At 43.2% G+C, this 16,849-nt stretch carries 17 protein-coding genes; 8 read left to right on the top strand and 9 right to left on the bottom strand.

The features are described from left to right. Nucleotides 1-10: 10 nt before the first annotated feature. The 4 genes from L1D37_RS18610 to L1D37_RS18595 are packed head-to-tail and all read right to left on the bottom strand — an operon-like array spanning nucleotide 11 to nucleotide 2,280. Nucleotides 11-418, bottom strand: coding sequence for a CBS domain-containing protein (locus L1D37_RS18610; protein ID WP_017629601.1), 408 nt, complete (start codon nucleotides 416-418; stop codon nucleotides 11-13). Next, complete coding sequence (locus L1D37_RS18605; RefSeq protein ID WP_146490385.1) at nucleotides 415-765, bottom strand: P-II family nitrogen regulator; 351 nt, start codon at nucleotides 763-765, stop codon at nucleotides 415-417. The genes L1D37_RS18610 and L1D37_RS18605 overlap by 4 nt, the downstream gene beginning before the upstream one ends. Continuing rightward, on the bottom strand, nucleotides 755-1,549 hold the full coding sequence (locus L1D37_RS18600; protein ID WP_239848753.1) for a DUF1538 domain-containing protein: 795 nt from the start codon (nucleotides 1,547-1,549) through the stop codon (nucleotides 755-757). The genes L1D37_RS18605 and L1D37_RS18600 overlap by 11 nt, the downstream gene beginning before the upstream one ends. Continuing rightward, nucleotides 1,546-2,280 carry a DUF1538 domain-containing protein gene (locus tag L1D37_RS18595; RefSeq protein ID WP_239848752.1) on the bottom strand — a complete coding sequence of 245 codons (735 nt, stop codon included), beginning with the start codon at nucleotides 2,278-2,280 and terminating at the stop codon, nucleotides 1,546-1,548. The genes L1D37_RS18600 and L1D37_RS18595 overlap by 4 nt, the downstream gene beginning before the upstream one ends. 301 nt (nucleotides 2,281-2,581) lie before the next feature. On the opposite strand from L1D37_RS18595, the gene L1D37_RS18590 reads away from it, so the two are divergent. The 5 genes from L1D37_RS18590 to L1D37_RS18570 all read left to right on the top strand — a co-directional run bounded on the left by L1D37_RS18590 (nucleotide 2,582) and on the right by L1D37_RS18570 (nucleotide 7,212). Beyond that, on the top strand, nucleotides 2,582-3,496 hold the full coding sequence (locus L1D37_RS18590) for a TIGR01777 family oxidoreductase (RefSeq protein WP_239848750.1): 915 nt from the start codon (nucleotides 2,582-2,584) through the stop codon (nucleotides 3,494-3,496). 43 nt (nucleotides 3,497-3,539) lie between these two features. Then, entirely contained in the window at nucleotides 3,540-4,367 is an 828-nt protein-coding gene (locus L1D37_RS18585; RefSeq protein ID WP_239848749.1) for an SDR family oxidoreductase, read from the top strand. A 398-nt stretch (nucleotides 4,368-4,765) separates the two neighbouring features. Further along, on the top strand, nucleotides 4,766-5,620 hold the full coding sequence (locus tag L1D37_RS18580) for a co-chaperone YbbN (protein ID WP_239848748.1): 855 nt from the start codon (nucleotides 4,766-4,768) through the stop codon (nucleotides 5,618-5,620). A gap of 209 nt (nucleotides 5,621-5,829) precedes the next feature. Beyond that, nucleotides 5,830-6,759 (top strand): SPFH domain-containing protein, encoded by a 930-nt coding sequence (locus tag L1D37_RS18575; RefSeq protein WP_017629595.1) that lies wholly within the window; start codon nucleotides 5,830-5,832, stop codon nucleotides 6,757-6,759. A gap of 3 nt (nucleotides 6,760-6,762) precedes the next feature. After that, nucleotides 6,763-7,212, top strand: coding sequence for an NfeD family protein (locus tag L1D37_RS18570; protein WP_048660872.1), 450 nt, complete (start codon nucleotides 6,763-6,765; stop codon nucleotides 7,210-7,212). A 563-nt stretch (nucleotides 7,213-7,775) separates the two neighbouring features. Here L1D37_RS18570 and cueR read toward each other — a convergent pair. From cueR to zipA, 5 genes are all read right to left on the bottom strand, one after another. After that, nucleotides 7,776-8,168 carry a Cu(I)-responsive transcriptional regulator gene (gene cueR / locus L1D37_RS18565; RefSeq protein WP_061038747.1) on the bottom strand — a complete coding sequence of 131 codons (393 nt, stop codon included), beginning with the start codon at nucleotides 8,166-8,168 and terminating at the stop codon, nucleotides 7,776-7,778. 93 nt (nucleotides 8,169-8,261) lie between these two features. After that, complete coding sequence (locus L1D37_RS18560; protein WP_239848747.1) at nucleotides 8,262-9,065, bottom strand: DUF2057 domain-containing protein; 804 nt, start codon at nucleotides 9,063-9,065, stop codon at nucleotides 8,262-8,264. A gap of 98 nt (nucleotides 9,066-9,163) precedes the next feature. Continuing rightward, nucleotides 9,164-10,303 carry a porin gene (locus tag L1D37_RS18555; protein ID WP_239848746.1) on the bottom strand — a complete coding sequence of 380 codons (1,140 nt, stop codon included), beginning with the start codon at nucleotides 10,301-10,303 and terminating at the stop codon, nucleotides 9,164-9,166. Between the two features lie 523 nt (nucleotides 10,304-10,826). Next, on the bottom strand, nucleotides 10,827-12,839 hold the full coding sequence (ligA, locus tag L1D37_RS18550) for an NAD-dependent DNA ligase LigA (protein WP_123301000.1): 2,013 nt from the start codon (nucleotides 12,837-12,839) through the stop codon (nucleotides 10,827-10,829). Between the two features lie 92 nt (nucleotides 12,840-12,931). After that, nucleotides 12,932-13,975: a cell division protein ZipA gene (gene zipA / locus L1D37_RS18545; RefSeq protein ID WP_239848745.1), complete on the bottom strand. Its 1,044-nt coding sequence runs from the start codon at nucleotides 13,973-13,975 to the stop codon at nucleotides 12,932-12,934. A 229-nt stretch (nucleotides 13,976-14,204) separates the two neighbouring features. Between zipA and cysZ the strand changes: the two genes are divergently transcribed. The 3 genes from cysZ (at nucleotide 14,205) to L1D37_RS18530 (ending at nucleotide 16,730) form a co-directional block, all read left to right on the top strand. Beyond that, on the top strand, nucleotides 14,205-14,963 hold the full coding sequence (gene cysZ, locus L1D37_RS18540) for a sulfate transporter CysZ (protein ID WP_132743161.1): 759 nt from the start codon (nucleotides 14,205-14,207) through the stop codon (nucleotides 14,961-14,963). 238 nt (nucleotides 14,964-15,201) lie between these two features. After that, complete coding sequence (gene cysK, locus L1D37_RS18535) at nucleotides 15,202-16,170, top strand: cysteine synthase A (RefSeq protein ID WP_017061934.1); 969 nt, start codon at nucleotides 15,202-15,204, stop codon at nucleotides 16,168-16,170. 302 nt (nucleotides 16,171-16,472) lie between these two features. After that, nucleotides 16,473-16,730 (top strand): HPr family phosphocarrier protein, encoded by a 258-nt coding sequence (locus tag L1D37_RS18530; protein ID WP_004734263.1) that lies wholly within the window; start codon nucleotides 16,473-16,475, stop codon nucleotides 16,728-16,730. Nucleotides 16,731-16,849 lie beyond the last annotated feature (119 nt).

The raw sequence follows: 16,849 nt of genomic DNA, 5'->3' as shown, positions 1-16,849 counted from the left end.
TATCTAACGGCTACACGTCATCTCTCGCCATACCGTTGATCACGATATTATTGTAACTAACCATACCGACTATCTTATGGTCACTGACCACTGGAGCACGACTGATACCAAAACGCTCAAATAAGCGTGCACAATACTTCACATTCATATCGGCAGACACGCTCAAAGCCGGTTTAGTCATGATTTCATAAACGTTAGTACGCTTAGGCGATCGGTTCTTCGCTAACACTTTCTTAGCTATGTCATTCATCAACACGATGCCGTATTCATCATCCTCATGACGTTTATCGACGATGATGGCTTTTACTTTGTGCTTTTTTGCCATCTCAATCGCTTCTAACACCGTCGTTAGCCCGTCAATAATCACATAAGTGTTAGCCATTACATCGCTGACTCGAATTGTCTCACCCGTATTCATAGCTCATCCTCCACAACTTTGGTTAATGTCTCGACTTGGTGCGCGACCCCGACCGCATCTTCAACATCGATCTGAACAGCAATGCCTTGCCCTGACTCTTGGTCGAACTCTCCGACTTCACCGATGGTTTCTAAAATATGTCTCGCCAAATGCTCCTCGACGACAAACAACAACACATCTTTTTGCACCTCCAAGGTTAAACCAAAGAAGGTGGTTTTTTGGTTTAGACCTTGCCCTCTGGCATTGTTGATCACCGTTGCTCCAGTTGCGCCCGCATCACGCGCGGCATCGAGCACACTGTCTGTCTTGCTCTCTTCTACAAACGCTAAGATAAGTTTAAAGCGCATCTTTGCTCTCCTTAGAGGTGTGTAAACGGTTTAACCATTGTGTTATTTGGGCATAGCCCATCACTGAAATAATCGGAAATAAGCTGGCAAAAGCAATTAAGCCGAAGCCATCAATCACAGGGTTTCGTCCAGGTACAGTTGAAGCGAGGCCTAGCCCTAACGCCGTCACTAATGGAACGGTCACGGTGGATGTTGTCACTCCGCCAGAATCATAGGCCAATGGGATGATCAATTTGGGGGCGTAAAAGGTTTGAATGACCACGACAACATAGCCAAAAATGATGTAGTAATGGATTGGGTCACCCGCAACGATCCGATAGCTTCCGAGCGAGATACCGATAGCGACTCCTAGCGCCACGGCGATTCTCAATCCATTCACGCTGATACTGCCGCCGGATACTTGATTTGCCTTAATAGCCACCGCAATCAATGAAGGCTCAGCGATCGTGGTACTAAAACCAATGCAGAATGCAAAAAGATAAACCCAATAATAATCAAACCAAGCTAATGTCAGGCCAGAGCTGACTTTAAACTCAGTCAGGAAACTTGGTTCGGTCAACTGCATGGCCATGGTCTCCCCTAAGGGAAACAGTGCGAGTTCCAGTCCCATCAAGAAAAGGGACAACCCAAGGATGACGTAGAAAAAACCAATCAGCACCTTGGCTAAATTGTTCACAGGCTTACGTAACACCGCCAGCTGAAAACCAAAAATGATCACCGCAATCGGAATCACATCCATCACGGTACCTAAAAAGGTATCGATAAACTGCTGTGCACTGATCATGTCACCACCATCCCATAGACCATGACAAACATCATCGGCAACAGTGACGCAAAGGCGATCAACCCAAAGCCATCGATCATTGGATTACGGCCCTTGATTGCTGAAGCTAAACCCACTCCTAATGCTGTCACCAACGGAACGGTGATGGTTGATGTTGTCACTCCACCAGAGTCATACGCTATCCCAATGATATTTTCAGGGGCGAAAGCAGTAAGCACCACCACGCCAATATACCCACCGACGATCATGTATTGAATTGGCCACCCTTTTAATATTCGCAATACCCCAAGTAAGATGGCAATACCGACCGACAATGCTACGGTAAAACGCAGACCATCTGCATATTCTTCCATTTCATCAAGAGTATTGGGGATAACACCTCCCTCGGCGGCCACTTCTGCTGCCTCAGCCGCCACCGCAGTTAACGCAGGTTCTGCAATGGTTGTTCCAAAGCCCAAACAAAAAGCAAATGTCAGTAACCAGAACACACTCCCTTTGCGAGCAAAGGCTTGAGCCATAGACTCACCGATTGGGAATAGGCCCATTTCTAGGCCGAATATGAAGAAGGTTAACCCAAAGACCACCAGCACTAAGCCAGTTAGAATTGATAACAGATGAGGAAGCGGCTCTTGCAACACAGCCAGCTGGAAAAAGGCGATCACCGCGACAATCGGCAATAGATCTCGGAGGCTGCCTAGCATGGCTCGAAACAAAGCAAGTACTGCTGCCATCACCACTCCTTATCGCTGAAATTGTGTCGGGTTATTAGTTACTAATAATCATGGCAAATCCTTATCATTCCTTATGTGATAAATATTACGCAGTTGGTAACATATCCGAGTAAAATCCATAAGTGTGATAACGGTACACATCTTGGCCAAATGAATTTTATTTCACTCATTCTTTAATTTTAAAAGGCGTAATTTGGGTATCACACGATTGAAACCAACTGATCGTTATAGTGATTTTTTCGTATTGATTGGCGATTAAAAACAAGCCATGTCTATAATTATGTTTAATAAGGAGATTGGTATGAAGATATTGTTAACTGGTGGTACGGGATTTATTGGCTCTGAATTGGTTAAAAGCTGGAACACTGACGATGTGACATTGCTGACGCGGAGCCCTGAAAAAGCAAAGCAAAATCTAAATCACCTGAACCAGAACAACCTTCATTACATTCAATCCCTTGACGAACTGAGCAACCTTAATGACTTCGATGTGGTGGTTAACCTTGCTGGCGAACCGATAGCCGACAAGCGTTGGAGCGAAGAACAAAAAGAGAGAATCTGCAGTAGCCGCTGGCACATCACAGAAAAGTTGGTCGAGTTAATTCATGCCAGCAGCAATCCGCCTGAGGTTTTCATTAGTGGTTCAGCCGTCGGTTATTATGGCGATCAACAACAGCATCCGTTTGATGAATCATTACAAGTGGAGGATGAGAGCTTCCCTCATAAAGTTTGTGCTCACTGGGAAGAGATAGCTAAACGAGCTCAATCAGATAACACGCGAGTGATACTACTCAGAACTGGGATTGTATTGGGAGAAAATGGCGGCGCGCTAAAGAAAATGCTAATGCCCTACAAACTCGGCGTAGGTGGGCCTCTAGGTTCTGGCAAACAGTACATGCCATGGATTCACATGCTAGATATGGTGCGAGCCATTAACCACTTGTTGTCTATTCCTCACGCTCAAGGCGAGTTTAATATGTGCGCGCCACACCCTGTGACTAACAAGCTATTCAGTAGCACGTTAGCCAAACAATTAGGCCGTCCGCATTTCTTGTTCACACCGAAATGGGCAATGTCACTTCTGATGGGAGAATCATCTTGTTTGCTGTTTGATAGCATCCGATCCAAACCAAAAAAGCTCACTGAAATGGGGTTCATCTTTAGTTACTCAAGAATCGAGCCTGCACTAAAAAACTTGTTACAACATCAAGACTAATTCTTTACTCTAGAGTCATAGAGACTCTAATAAAGGATTAAGCGTGAACAAGTCGATTCTTATCACCGGTTGCTCAACGGGTATTGGCTATACATGTGCTCATGCACTGCAAAAACGCGGTTTTCATGTCATTGCATCTTGTCGTGAATCACAAGATGTTCAACGCCTTCAAGATGAAGGTCTCACCTGCATTCAACTCGATCTTTCCAACCAAGAAAGTATTGAACATGGCGCCAAGCTTGCAATTGAACTCGCACCTAACGGACTATATGGATTATTCAACAACGGCGCTTACGGCCAAGCAGGTGCGCTAGAAGACTTACCGACTCAAGGACTCAGAGAGCAATTCGAAACCAACTTTTTCGGCTGGCACCATCTCGTTTGCCAGATCCTCCCGCACATGCGTGAACGTGGCGAAGGACGAATCGTACAAAACAGTTCAGTATTAGGCTTCGCCGCTATGAAATATCGCGGTGCCTACAACGCTTCAAAGTTTGCGATTGAAGGTTGGACGGATACAGTGCGATTAGAACTGCATGGCAGCGGCATACACATTTCATTACTTCAACCCGGCCCTATCGAAACCCAGTTTAGAACCAACGCCCTAAAGGCCTTTAATAAGTGGATACGCATCGAGGGCAGTGTCCATCAAGAAGCTTACCAGCAGCAAAAAGACCGACTTGAAAAAGAGTCGTCGAATAACGCTTTTGTTTTGCCTGCAGAAAGCTGCATTGAACCCGTTTTTCACGCGCTGACAGCCGATAAACCTAAGTTAAGATACCGAGTGACGACACCAACTAAGGTGTTCGCAGTGTTAAAAAGGCTACTACCAAGCCGCTTGCTAGACCCTATTTTGAGAAAAGCAGCATAAATTACTAACTTTGAATGCATAGTCGCAAACTTTAATGTAACGATGTAATTTATTCGTAACAATAAGATGTCATGATTTAGCCTATCTCATCAATTATTCCCAATTGATGACGCGACTTCTGGATATTTCATGACTTTAAACCGCCTTAATTGGGTAGGTGTGAGTTTGGCTATTACGTTGTTTATTCTGTTTTGAATATCTTAAGTAATACCTCACTGACCACCTCAATGAGAACGCTGTGTCTTCCGTGTTGAGATAACAACTCTATCAACATCGAAGCATGGCGTTTTTCTATTTTTGGCGCTTTTTATCTGAGATAACTGAGTTAGATCTTGAAGTTACCGACTTCTCACCCCATATTTGCAACGTATCCACAAAACAAACCTCAAGGAACGTAAATGCAATCTCCGCATATTGTTGAACTTAATGAGCAGAACTTTCGTCAAGTATTAGAAGGTTCGATGCAGACCCCTGTACTCATCCATTTTTGGGCACCAATGAGCCAAGAGAGCGCCCAAGTCATTCCTGAACTCCAAACATTAACTCAGCAATACAACGGTGCTTTCACGTTAGCACTCTTGAATTGCGAGCAAGAACAAGCGATTGCTAGTCAATTTGGTGTTCAAGCATTGCCTACGATTGCACTGTTTGTTAACGGTCAACCTGTCGACGGATTGGGTGGTCCTCAAAGCTTAGACGCGATTGTAGAGATGCTAAGCAAACACCTTCCTAGTCAAGATGAACTCGCACTGCGCCAAGCTCTTGAGTTAATGCAAGCAGGCGATCACACTCAAGCTCTAGCGGCAATGCAACAGCTTCCTGCTGAACTTACAAACAAAGGTGAAGTAAAACTGGCGATAGCAGAGTGTTTGTTAGAAACACAACAGTTTGACCTTGCTGAAACTCAGCTAGCAACCATCCCACTTGAGTACCAAGACAACTACTACAAAGGCTTAGTTGCGAAGCTTGAACTTCATAAACAGGCAGCAGACAGCCCTGAGATTCAAGCACTAGAATCCGCTCTTCAGCAAAACCCAAGCGATGCTAAAACGGCCTCTGAATTGGCACTGCAATACCACCAAGTGAACCGTAGCGAAGAAGCAATGGAGCTACTGTGGTCTTTCCTAGCAAAAGACCTGAATACTCTAGATGGTGACATGAAGAAAGAATTCATGGATATCTTAAGTGCGCTTGGACAAGGCAACCCAGTTGCGAGTAAATACCGTCGACAGTTGTACTCTCTGCTTTATTAGCAATCGTCGACGCCAGTTAAGTTAAGCGTTGTAAAACACTTCGAAAACTAACAATTTAATCAATTAGTTTATCGAATGTAAGAATGCCAAATGGGCCATAAAATCAATATTTTATGGCCCATTTTTCGTTTATAAATTTGCTCCGATTTTAAATATGAGCCAGTATCAATAATGAACTATCAAAAACTTAAACTTGCAAAGGATTTTGTATGGCTATTGATACATTAATTACTATCGGCGTCTTTACCGTCGTCGCACTGCTATTTATTTTCGCCGGAGTCAAAACCGTTCCGCAAGGCAATAACTGGACGGTAGAACGCTTCGGTCGCTACACACATACCCTAAGACCGGGCTTAAACTTAATCATTCCGTTTATTGATAAAGTAGGACAACGCATCAGCATGATGGAGCGTGTTCTCGACATCCCAGCTCAAGAGGTCATCTCTAAAGACAACGCGAACGTAGTTATTGATGCGGTGTGTTTTGTTCAGGTTATCGATGCCCCTAAAGCGGCCTATGAAGTGAACGATCTTGAGCACGCGATCCGTAACTTAACCCTCACCAATATCCGTACTGTACTGGGTTCTATGGAACTGGATGAAATGCTCAGCCAGCGTGACATGATCAATACCAAATTGCTTAACATCGTCGATGAAGCAACTAACCCTTGGGGCGTAAAAGTTACGCGTATTGAGATTAAAGACGTACAACCGCCAGCCGATCTTACCGCCGCGATGAATGCTCAAATGAAGGCAGAACGAAACAAACGTGCTGATATCTTAGAAGCAGAAGGCGTAAGACAAGCAGAGATCCTAAAAGCAGAAGGTCACAAGCAGTCAGAGATCCTGAAAGCAGAAGGTGAAAAACAAGCCGCGATACTTCAAGCAGAAGCTCGTGAACGTGCTGCAGAAGCAGAAGCGAAAGCAACAGAAATGGTATCAACGGCGATTGCTCAAGGTGACATGCAAGCCGTAAACTACTTTATTGCACAAGGCTACACCGACGCACTGAAATCAATAGGTCAAGCAGAAAACGGTAAGATCATCATGTTACCACTTGAAGCCACAGGCCTAATGGGTTCTGTCGCGGGTATTGCAGAGATGTTTGCGCATAAGAATGACAAAGGTAGTAAGGACTAACTTATGGTCGAATTACTAGAACAAGTAAACCACTGGCACTGGCTCGCATTTGGTCTAGCGCTGCTTGCACTTGAACTGGTTGGAACCGCTGGTTACTTTTTATGGATAGGCATATCTGCCATGTTGGTCGGTGCACTTTTGGGTGCTCTACCAATTGGTTGGCAGATGCAATGGCTATCCTTTGCAAGCTTTTCACTTATCACGACTTGGTTGTGGTGGAGAAGACAACTCTCGAATGACAAACAATCGGATGCAGGGCGAGAGTTAAACCAAAGAGAAAAGCAACTGGTAGGTCAAACCGTTATTCTAAGTGAAGACGTAAAGAAAGGTAGCTGCCGAATTAAGTTCGGTGACTCTTCTTGGTCTGCAAAGGCGAGTCAAGATATTCCATCTGGCACCGAAATTAAGATTGTCGCTTTAGACGGAATAGTTCTAATAATAGAACCTTTATAATCAAGTGCTATATAGAGCCTGTGTTTTCAATAAATGCAGGCTTTTTCTATTTTTGAACCTTAATAATATTAGAATTATCATTGCGATAGATTGAATTGAAAAAAAAATAAGTTCTTATTTCGTAAAGCTAAAAAGTTTGATTAAGCTAAAAAGGTATAAGAAAGCCAGATTTCTTACCCAAGATATATATGAATGATTAGCCTGACTCTCGCTTAATTATAATTATTAAAAATGTTAAGTCCGTCCAATTTTTGAAATTTTATTTTCCTTGTCCATACTTTCATTTATCTCAATCAGAGATAAACCTAATGGAGTTTGTATGAGACATTTTTTAATAATTCTAACGGCTATTTTCAGCTTATCATTCGGAAGCGCTCTCGCGAGCAGCCAGTCTCCTGGTAACGGAAACATGGGGCCTATTGTAAAATGTTCAGATGGTAATGCAGTCACTCACGTGCCATTACTGATTTGTAAACATTACGGCGGAAAAGTGCTGTGATAGGAGACTAAAGTCAGGCTAGTAATGTAATTGCAGCCTGACGATTATTTATAACTGACACAACCTAACTGCGGCCAGATAGATTGTTTAAGATAGGACATTCCGTTGAAGCATCACCAGGGCAGTCATGGACCCAAGATTGCAGTTGAGCTTTCATCTTATTTAACTCAGCAAGCTTCAACTCTATTTCATCTAACTTCTGCGTTGCCTTCTTTTTTACCTCGTAGCTTTCTCTATTGGGATTCATTGCCAACTCAACCAGTGATTTACACTCATCAAGGGTAAACCCAACCATTTTAGCTCTTAGTACAAACTCTAACTGTTCGATGTGAATCTCACCGTATTGCCTATAGCCATTTTCTGAACGATGTGGAGGACTCATCATGCCTTTACTTTCGTAAAAACGAATGGATTTCGCTGTTGTACCAACACGCTTCGCTACTTCACCAATATTCACAATCTTACCTGTAAGCCTAAAATGAAAAACCGCAGTACTGCTGTTATACAATACTGCGGTTGAAAAACATAGTTAGGGCGTAACGTTAAAGGCTTACTCTTGCTCTAACAACCAAATCATAGTTTGAGATTTTTCTTCACTGTCTAGCTTGTTGAACCAGTATGAAACCATTTCGATCTCTTTTGAGCCTTCTAATGATGCTGGGTTCGCGTTCTTACGGTTCTTGAATGCCCAATCTGTTACTGCAGCTTGCTCTTCTTTTGTTGCTTCACCGTACCAATAATTAACCATCTCTTGAGCTTGAGACGCTTTTGGTTCTTCAGCAACTACAGCCGCAACAGGCACCGCTACTGGCGCAACAGCCATAGCTGTATGATTATTTGCGCCATTATAGATTGTGTCGATATACGCTTTCGGCACAATGAAAGTTGTACTCATTACTGAGTTTTGTCCATCAAGTGTAAATTCTAAGTTCTTTTCTCTTGCTTGCTGAATGTCAGCTTCGCTCAATGGAAATTCAATATATTGAGTCTTTGTGCAGTGTTCGCTGCAGCTCTCTCTTGGAACCTGTCTCTCTTCAAGGTCTATCGTCTTTCCAAAAAAGCTTACGGTTTCGTATTCTTTATAGCTCTGGAAGTAACTCACATCCATGATAATTGAAGATTCTGGAGCCGAGTTCTGTGTTACTTCTTTGTTGTATGTAAAGTAGAGTGACGATTTCAGGATATCAGCACCGACGTTCGCTTTACTTTCCGCTACATAAGATTGTCCAGTCACTTGAATGTAACCACCTTTTGGCTGTACATCTGCAACTGAGTCTGCAAAATTACTTTGTGAATCGAGTGAACTACAAGCTCCCAAAAATAATGATAATACAACTACACTAACTTTATTCATTATGACTAATTCCTTATGTTCACTATGGAAAAACGCTGGCAAACAAAATTTACCAGCGTTTTGGTTTTTATCTAACTGTTTAAGCTAAAGATTCTAGCTTAGAAACCGTATTCAAGACCAACGCGAGTTACGATATCTGTATCAGCGTCACCAACAGTACGACCCGCTACACGTAGGTAAGGTACGAAACCGTTATGAACAGCCATCAGCTGACCAGAAATAGTGTTGCTGTCTGAGTTAGCATCTTTAGAACCATTTGTTTCAGACTCAAGGTTAGCTGCGTAACCTAGTTTGAAACCGATTGGACCATTCCAGTATTGACCGATGATAGAGTAAGAATCTTGAGTCACTTTACGGATACCGTTGTCTAGCTCTTCGCCTTTATATGCTGCAGCGAAACCGAAACCTGCTGGTAGGCTAGCTTCAAAACCAACGATGTATGCGAATGTGTCGTCATCGTAACCAGCTACAGTATCAGTTAGGTAAATTTCACCTTTAGGCGTAGTTACGTTGCCGTTTGCATCTTTAATGTCTTCTTGAGCTACAACATACTCACCACCAGTCTCCGCAACTACACGAGTACCAGATTCAACCGCACCCATGAATGTTACTTTTTCGAAGCTGTACTTAGCACTTGCGCCAACAAAGTTTGCATCACGAGTAGCTGCACCACCACCGTTGTCGTTATCATCACGACCAACAGAAGCTGCAAAAGAGAAACCACCAAATTTAGCTGAATCGTAACGTACTTGGTTAGATTGACGATCGTAGTGACCGTTGATGCCGCCCCAATCGAATACAGAACCTAGACCAGGGTTAGAGAATGGCCAGTCGACGATTTCGTATAGTGGTGTAAGAACACGACCCACACGAAGGTTACCCCAAGAGCCTGAAGCACCAACGAACGTATCACGGAAACCTAGAACACCACCTGAAACGCCACCGTGAGACCAGTCTGTGCTATCTACGTAGCCAGATTCGATCTGCATTGTGATAGTAACGTCTTCAAACATATCTTTGTGAGCACGGAAGCCGATACGAGATTCATTCTCTACAGCATAGCCAGAGCTAGAGTCATTGTTGTCAGTTGTGTTGTAGTTCACTAGAGAGATAGCTGCAACACCGTATACGTCAACGTTGAAGTCAGAGTTGATACCAACTTCTTTCGCCATTACGCCTGTCGATAAAAGTGCAACGGATGCACCTAGTAGAGTACGTTTGAAAATTTTGTTTTCCATGGAATAAAACTCCTAAAAATGGATATAGCTGTTTGAATATTTCCCGCCTAAAGTTGGCCGCCGTAGAGAGAAATACCTTTTCTTGTTTGAGAACCCTTAACGCTGAATTCTCTATTTCCTTTCTGGGTATACACATCGTGCATCCATGGCATTAAGACTAACTTCGCCCTCAAAAAGATCAATGAGAACTTAATTTTCATCTAAAAAAATATGAGTTGGTGCAAATTTAGTAGGTACTTAGTGATCCAGATCGATAAAATGAAAACCTCACAACCCAAAACAGTAATTCCAAATAAAAACAACAATTTAAACAAAAACACCTTTTATAAAAATAGATATGACTCGCATTTTAAGTACAACTAGAACAGCATTTCATTAATGTTGAGCACCATCACTGTCCTGATTTGAGACTTCGTATAGGCACAAAATTCTCAACAAACAAAAAGATTGCGAATTTATAACAAACACAAAAAAGGCACTCCTTTGAAAGGAGTGCCTTTGAGCTTTTTTTATCTGAATTTACTTACGATATAAGGGCAATTAGATCTTCTTCGGTTCTTATTTCGATTCCTAAATCTTGTGCTTTAGTTAGTTTAGAACCCGCAGCTTCACCAGCAAATAAGATATCAGTTTTCTTCGATACGCTACCCGTCACTTTCGCACCTAATGCTTGCAAAGCTGCTTTCGCTTCACTTCGACCTAATTGCGACAGTGAACCTGTTAACACAACGACTTTGCCTTCTAATGGTAACTCTTGGTCATCGGCAGCTTCTTCGATGATTGGCCAATTCACACCAAGCTCTATCAACTGATCGACAACCGCTCTGTTTTTCTCTTGTGAGAAGAAGCTGGTGATGTGGCTAGCAACGATATCACCAATATCTGACACTTCTACTAACTGTTCATGAGTGGCTGCTTGAACCAGTTCTAGCGTTTTAAAGTGTTGCGCCAAGTTCATCGCTGTCGCTTCACCGACTTCACGAATACCGAGTGAATAAAGGAAACGCGCTAATGTCGTGTCTTTAGCTTTATTCAGCGCACTCACGACGTTTTGTGCCGATTTAGGCCCCATTCGGTCAAGGACAGTAATCACGCCAGCACTAAGCTTAAATAAGTCAGCAGGCGTTTCTACCATTTCACGGTCCACAAGCTGCTCAATTACTTTAACGCCCAATCCATCAACGTCTAGCGCCTTTCTAGAAACAAAGTGTTTAAGTGCTTCTTTACGCTGCGCCTGACACACGAGACCGCCAGTACAACGCGCTACCGCTTCGCCTTCAACACGCTCAACGGCAGAACTACATACAGGGCAAGCATCAGGGAAAACTATGTCTTTCGCTGTCTCAGGACGACGATCTTGTACAACCGCGACGATCTGTGGAATCACGTCACCAGCTCGTCGAATAATAACGCTATCGCCTACCTTAACACCTAGACGAGCAATCTCGTCTGCGTTGTGGAGTGTGGCATTACTCACCGTCACGCCACCAACAAAGATAGGTTCCAGTTTAGCAACAGGCGTAATAGCGCCTGTACGTCCTACCTGAAACTCAACATCGTTAAGCAGAGTGATCTCTTCTTGCGCTGGGAATTTGTAAGCAATCGCCCAGCGAGGAGCTCTAGCAACAAAGCCAAGCACCTCTTGTGCGGCAATATCGTCGACTTTGATAACCACACCATCAATCTCATAAGCCAGAGCATCACGACGAGTCATGATATCTTGGTAATAAGCCTTTACGTCCTCAAGTGAGCTAAGCTGCTTAGTCTCAGGACACATAGGTAAACCCCAACCTTTCAGCTGTAAGAAGCGTTGATAGTGGCTATTAGAAAGCTCAGCGCCCTCTACAACACCAACACTGTAGGCATAGAAAGCCAGCGGGCGTTTCGCTGTAATACGAGAATCCAGCTGACGTAAGCTACCTGCAGCGGCATTACGTGGGTTAACAAAGACTTTTTCGCCTTTCTTCAACGCCATTTCGTTTAACTTATCGAAACCTGCTTTTGGCATGAACACTTCACCACGAACTTCGATACGCTCGGGCCAACCTTCGCCTTGCAGCTTAAGTGGAATCGAACTGATCGTTCGTACGTTTTCTGTAATGTTTTCGCCAGTCGCACCGTCACCACGAGTCGCAGCTTGAACTAAGGTGCCATTAACATAGAGCAAGCTCACAGCAAGACCATCGAGCTTAGGCTCACAACAGAAAGTTTTAAGGTTCGCGGTTGGTGCTCTATCCGACATACGCTTATTAAACGCATCCAAGTCTTCGTCAGAGAATGCATTATCTAGAGAAAGCATTGGGATTTCGTGAGTTACTTGCGTGAAGCCATCTAAAGGCTGACCGCCAACACGCTGGCTTGGTGAATCCACCGTCACAAGCTCTGGGTTCTCTTCTTCAATCTTTAGCAATTGCTGCATTAATCGATCGTACTCGACATCAGGGATCTCAGGGCTATCTTCTACGTAATAACGAACGGCGTGATAATGCAGAGTTTCTCTTAACTGCTCTAAGGTAACTTGAATCGATTCTTTCATATCATTCTCTGTCGTGATTGAAATATCAAAAAGGGCTCCCTTAGGAGCCCTTTTCTATAAATATAGATTATTTACAAGGCTAAACAATACGGCTAGGCATTCGATGCCGTCATAAAGTCTCTGATTTGCTTACGGTAGTCAGACAAACGGTTTGGTGTCATTAAGTTACGTGACTCATCCAATACGTTTCCGCCCATATCATCAGCAATTTTCTGCGCCGCACTCAACATTACATTGAAGTTTTGATCAGCTTGACCGTAACAAGGCAACGTCATAAAGAACGAAATACCTTTAGTGGTAAAGTCAGCAGGGTCGTCATGTTCTAGAGTGCCTGGCTGCATCATGTTCGCTACGCTGAAAATAACTTTTGGTTCGTCACTCGATTGTGCAAAGCAATGGTAGATAGACATCTCACCATAAGTTAACCCGTTGTTTTCCATGCTGCGGAACAGCTCAGTCCCCACGAATGGGATCTCTCCAGCACAGTGAACATTAAGAACGATCACATCTAAACCAAGTTCTTCATCTGGCTTCACTTCTTCAACAGGTGCGCTTTGTGGAGTAACCACTTCTTTCGAAACAACAGGCTCACTTTGAGTGAACGTTTCGTTTGGAACAAGTGGATCATTAACCGTCTCAGAAGTTTCTTCAAACGAACCGTACTGCTCTTTAAAGCCTGCATGGTTTTCTTTTTGTTCGTCGGTCAACTCAAAGCTTGGAACTTCAGGCTCAATAACCTTCTCTTCCTCAAGCTCTTCCGGTTCACTTTCAACCTTAATTGGATCTTCAACACTAAAAGAAGGAAGGTCATTCAATTCGATATCGTCTTCGCGAGCTTCTTTCACTTGTGGCGCTGTAAGTGGATCTGAATCGATAAGAGGATCAGTCGCCGATGGCGAAACAGCAAAATCCGGTTCTTTGCGTTCTTTTCGGATTATCTCAAAATCATCTTCTGGGGCGAATGAACGATTTGGGATAGTTTCTGCTTCATCTAAGCTATCGTTATCAAGCTTACCAAGCGGCTTATCACCAAACTTTGCTTTCCCTTCTTTTTTACTCGTCCACAGACCGTGGAACAATAATGCGGCGATAGCTAGTGCGCCAACAATAATGAGTACAAATCGCAATTCCTGCATTTTTCGCTCTCAGCTTTCTTAGTCAACTAGCGATAAAGACGCTGTCACTAAGTTGGGTTAATTTGGCCAATCACACTACTCTATCAAAAGTAGCCACTGTTTTAGAACAACTTAATACAATTAGTTCCTTACATGGTGTGATTTTCGCCACGCTTTTTTTCTTAATTTCGGTCGAGTACACTAGACATGTTTGCTATTTAATCAAATTCACATGTGACCTAATTTAAATATGACTATTGAATCTGTTCCACGCTCAGGCTTTGGCTATTTTATTTTCGGAATAAAAATCGCTTTATCACCGAGCATTCGTAAGTTTGTACTACTTCCTCTGATCGCTAACGTGTTGCTTGTTGGTGGTGCCTTGTTTTATATCTTCTCCAATCTAAACACTTGGATTGAAGGTTGGATTGGTGCATTGCCAAGCTTCTTGTCTTGGTTGTCATACATTTTATGGCCGTTGCTTGTCTTAACCGTCTTGGCCACGTTCTCGTATTTCTTTAGTACACTCGCTAACTTCATTGCCGCGCCGTTCAACGGTTTACTCGCTGAAAAAGTGGAAGAGTTGCTGAGTGGTAAAAAAGTCAATGACGATGGTTTACTTGATGTTCTCAAAGATACCCCACGTATATTAGCGAGAGAATGGCGCAAGCTTGTCTACGTTCTGCCAAAAGCGATCGGTCTATTCCTACTTTTGTTAATTCCAGCACTAGGACAAACCGTTGCACCGTTTTTATGGTTCATCTTCACAGCATGGATGTTAGCGATTCAATACGCTGACTACCCGTTCGATAATCATAAAATCAAGTTCGATGACATGAGAAACAATTTGAAACAAAAACAAGGTAAGAGCTACAGCTTCGGTGCGCTTGTTTCTGTTTTCACTACCATTCCAATTTTAAACCTAATTGTTATGCCCGTTGCCGTTTGTGGCGCAACGGCAATGTGGGTTGCTGAGTTTAAAGACCAAGCTCTACGCTCACGTCTATAAGTTCTCGTCTCTAACCCTGCCTATACTCCCTAGTTTCGCCTATCTTTTTGAAGTTCTGATTTCAATAAAGATAGGCGTCAATTCTGCTACATATCTATATGATATAACTTTTTAATCCTTTTACCTTTTTTTCAACTTGTTTAATCTAAATTCAAGCTGAACAAACATCGAAAGACACTAGACGGTAAAGTGATTGATATACTACGTTTAGTTCTGTCATTAAATGAAGGAATATCGCATGAGCAAGATCTACGAAGACAACACCCTAACGATTGGTAACACACCTCTAGTCCGCCTTAACAAAGTAAGCAAAGGTAACGTCCTAGCTAAGATCGAAGCTCGTAACCCAAGCTTCAGTGTTAAGTGTCGTATCGGTTCAAACATGATCTGGGAAGCAGAAAAAGCAGGTACGCTAAAGCCAGGTATCGAGCTTGTTGAACCTACTAGTGGTAACACTGGTGTTGCTCTTGCATTCGTAGCTGCGGCACGCGGTTACAAGCTAACGCTAACTATGCCTGAGTCAATGAGCCTAGAACGTCGTAAGCTACTTAAAGCACTTGGCGCAAACCTAGTACTGACTGAAGCACCAAAAGGCATGAACGGCGCGATTGCTAAAGCAGAAGAGATTGTTGCTTCAGACCCAGACAAGTACCTACTACTTCAACAGTTCAACAACCCAGCTAACCCACAGATTCACGAGCAGACGACTGGTCCAGAAATTTGGGAAGCAACAGACGGCGAAATCGACGTGTTTGTAGCGGGTGTTGGTACGGGCGGTACGATCACTGGTACAAGTCGTTACATTAAAGGCGAAAAAGGCAAAGCGATCACTTCAGTAGCGGTTGAGCCGGCTGAGTCTCCAGTTATTGCACAAGCGCTTGCAGGTGAAGAAATCAAGCCAGCTCCGCACAAAATTCAAGGTATCGGCGCAGGTTTCATCCCTGGCAACCTAGATTTAGAGATTATTGACCGCGTAGAATCGGTAACTTCTGAAGAAGCGATTGAGATGGCTCAACGCCTAATGAAAGAAGAAGGTATCCTTGCTGGCATCTCATCTGGTGCAGCTGTAGTAGCTGCAAACAGAATCGCAGAACTCCCTGAATTTGCAGGGAAAACTATCGTAACGGTACTACCAAGTTCTGGTGAACGTTACCTAAGTACCGCCCTGTTTGCTGGCATCTTTACGGAAAAAGAGAACCAACAATAATATGTGGTCAAATCAATTTTTCGTCCAAAAAAGCCCCGTTTAGGGGCTTTTTTGTTGATCCCTGCCCCACCTTTGGTAATATCGGGTCTGTTTTATTTTTCGCTTCAAAATAAAAGAAGCAATAAACAAATTCTGAAAGTCATGAGTACTCAACAAAAGACGACCATGGCTGGATAAAAATTTATAACCAGTCTAAGTTCTAACACGAACATGGCGTACTAGCCTCTAGCGCATTTGGGCTAAAGCAGTTAAGCTAATCTGGTTACAAACTTACAAAAAATAAATTAATTGGGGTATATAAAATGTACGAGAAGCAAGTAGAAATCACAGCAGAAAACGGTCTTCACACTCGTCCAGCTGCACAGTTCGTTAAAGAAGCAAAATCTTTCGACGCTGACATCACAGTGACTTCTAACGGCAAAAGCGCTAGCGCGAAAAGCCTGTTCAAACTACAAACTTTAGGCCTAGTAAAAGGTACTAACGTTACTATTTCAGCTGAAGGTCCTCAAGCTCAGCAAGCAGTAGACCACCTAGTTGCTCTTATGGATCAACTACACTAATACGGTCTCCTTCTTTCAAAGCCATTTTGCATAGCAAAGTGGCTTTGTTCGAAATAGATAGGAATAAGCGCGACATTAGTCGACGACTTAAAGTCACACACTCTCCCGTTTACAGTTGA

The organism is Vibrio sp. Isolate33, from assembly GCF_022397895.1.
Lineage (GTDB): Bacteria > Pseudomonadota > Gammaproteobacteria > Enterobacterales > Vibrionaceae > Vibrio > Vibrio pomeroyi.
The sequence above is the reverse complement of the archived record's forward strand: the minus strand, read 5'-3'. Positions and strand labels throughout refer to the sequence as shown.

What these genes read in the sequence shown, in the direction of transcription:
- L1D37_RS18590 (WP_239848750.1), top strand. Translation starts at nt 2,582, where the DNA reads ATGAAGATATTGTTAACTGGTGGTACGGGATTTATTGGCTCTGAATTG.
- L1D37_RS18600 (WP_239848753.1), bottom strand. Translation starts at nt 1,549, where the DNA reads ATGATCAGTGCACAGCAGTTTATCGATACCTTTTTAGGTACCGTGATG.
- L1D37_RS18610 (WP_017629601.1), bottom strand. Translation starts at nt 418, where the DNA reads ATGAATACGGGTGAGACAATTCGAGTCAGCGATGTAATGGCTAACACT.
- cysK (WP_017061934.1), top strand. Translation starts at nt 15,202, where the DNA reads ATGAGCAAGATCTACGAAGACAACACCCTAACGATTGGTAACACACCT.
- L1D37_RS18560 (WP_239848747.1), bottom strand. Translation starts at nt 9,065, where the DNA reads ATGAATAAAGTTAGTGTAGTTGTATTATCATTATTTTTGGGAGCTTGT.
- L1D37_RS18575 (WP_017629595.1), top strand. Translation starts at nt 5,830, where the DNA reads ATGGCTATTGATACATTAATTACTATCGGCGTCTTTACCGTCGTCGCA.
- L1D37_RS18580 (WP_239848748.1), top strand. Translation starts at nt 4,766, where the DNA reads ATGCAATCTCCGCATATTGTTGAACTTAATGAGCAGAACTTTCGTCAA.
- L1D37_RS18555 (WP_239848746.1), bottom strand. Translation starts at nt 10,303, where the DNA reads ATGGAAAACAAAATTTTCAAACGTACTCTACTAGGTGCATCCGTTGCA.
- L1D37_RS18530 (WP_004734263.1), top strand. Translation starts at nt 16,473, where the DNA reads ATGTACGAGAAGCAAGTAGAAATCACAGCAGAAAACGGTCTTCACACT.
- zipA (WP_239848745.1), bottom strand. Translation starts at nt 13,975, where the DNA reads ATGCAGGAATTGCGATTTGTACTCATTATTGTTGGCGCACTAGCTATC.
- L1D37_RS18605 (WP_146490385.1), bottom strand. Translation starts at nt 765, where the DNA reads ATGCGCTTTAAACTTATCTTAGCGTTTGTAGAAGAGAGCAAGACAGAC.
- cysZ (WP_132743161.1), top strand. Translation starts at nt 14,205, where the DNA reads ATGACTATTGAATCTGTTCCACGCTCAGGCTTTGGCTATTTTATTTTC.
- L1D37_RS18595 (WP_239848752.1), bottom strand. Translation starts at nt 2,280, where the DNA reads ATGGCAGCAGTACTTGCTTTGTTTCGAGCCATGCTAGGCAGCCTCCGA.
- L1D37_RS18570 (WP_048660872.1), top strand. Translation starts at nt 6,763, where the DNA reads ATGGTCGAATTACTAGAACAAGTAAACCACTGGCACTGGCTCGCATTT.
- ligA (WP_123301000.1), bottom strand. Translation starts at nt 12,839, where the DNA reads ATGAAAGAATCGATTCAAGTTACCTTAGAGCAGTTAAGAGAAACTCTG.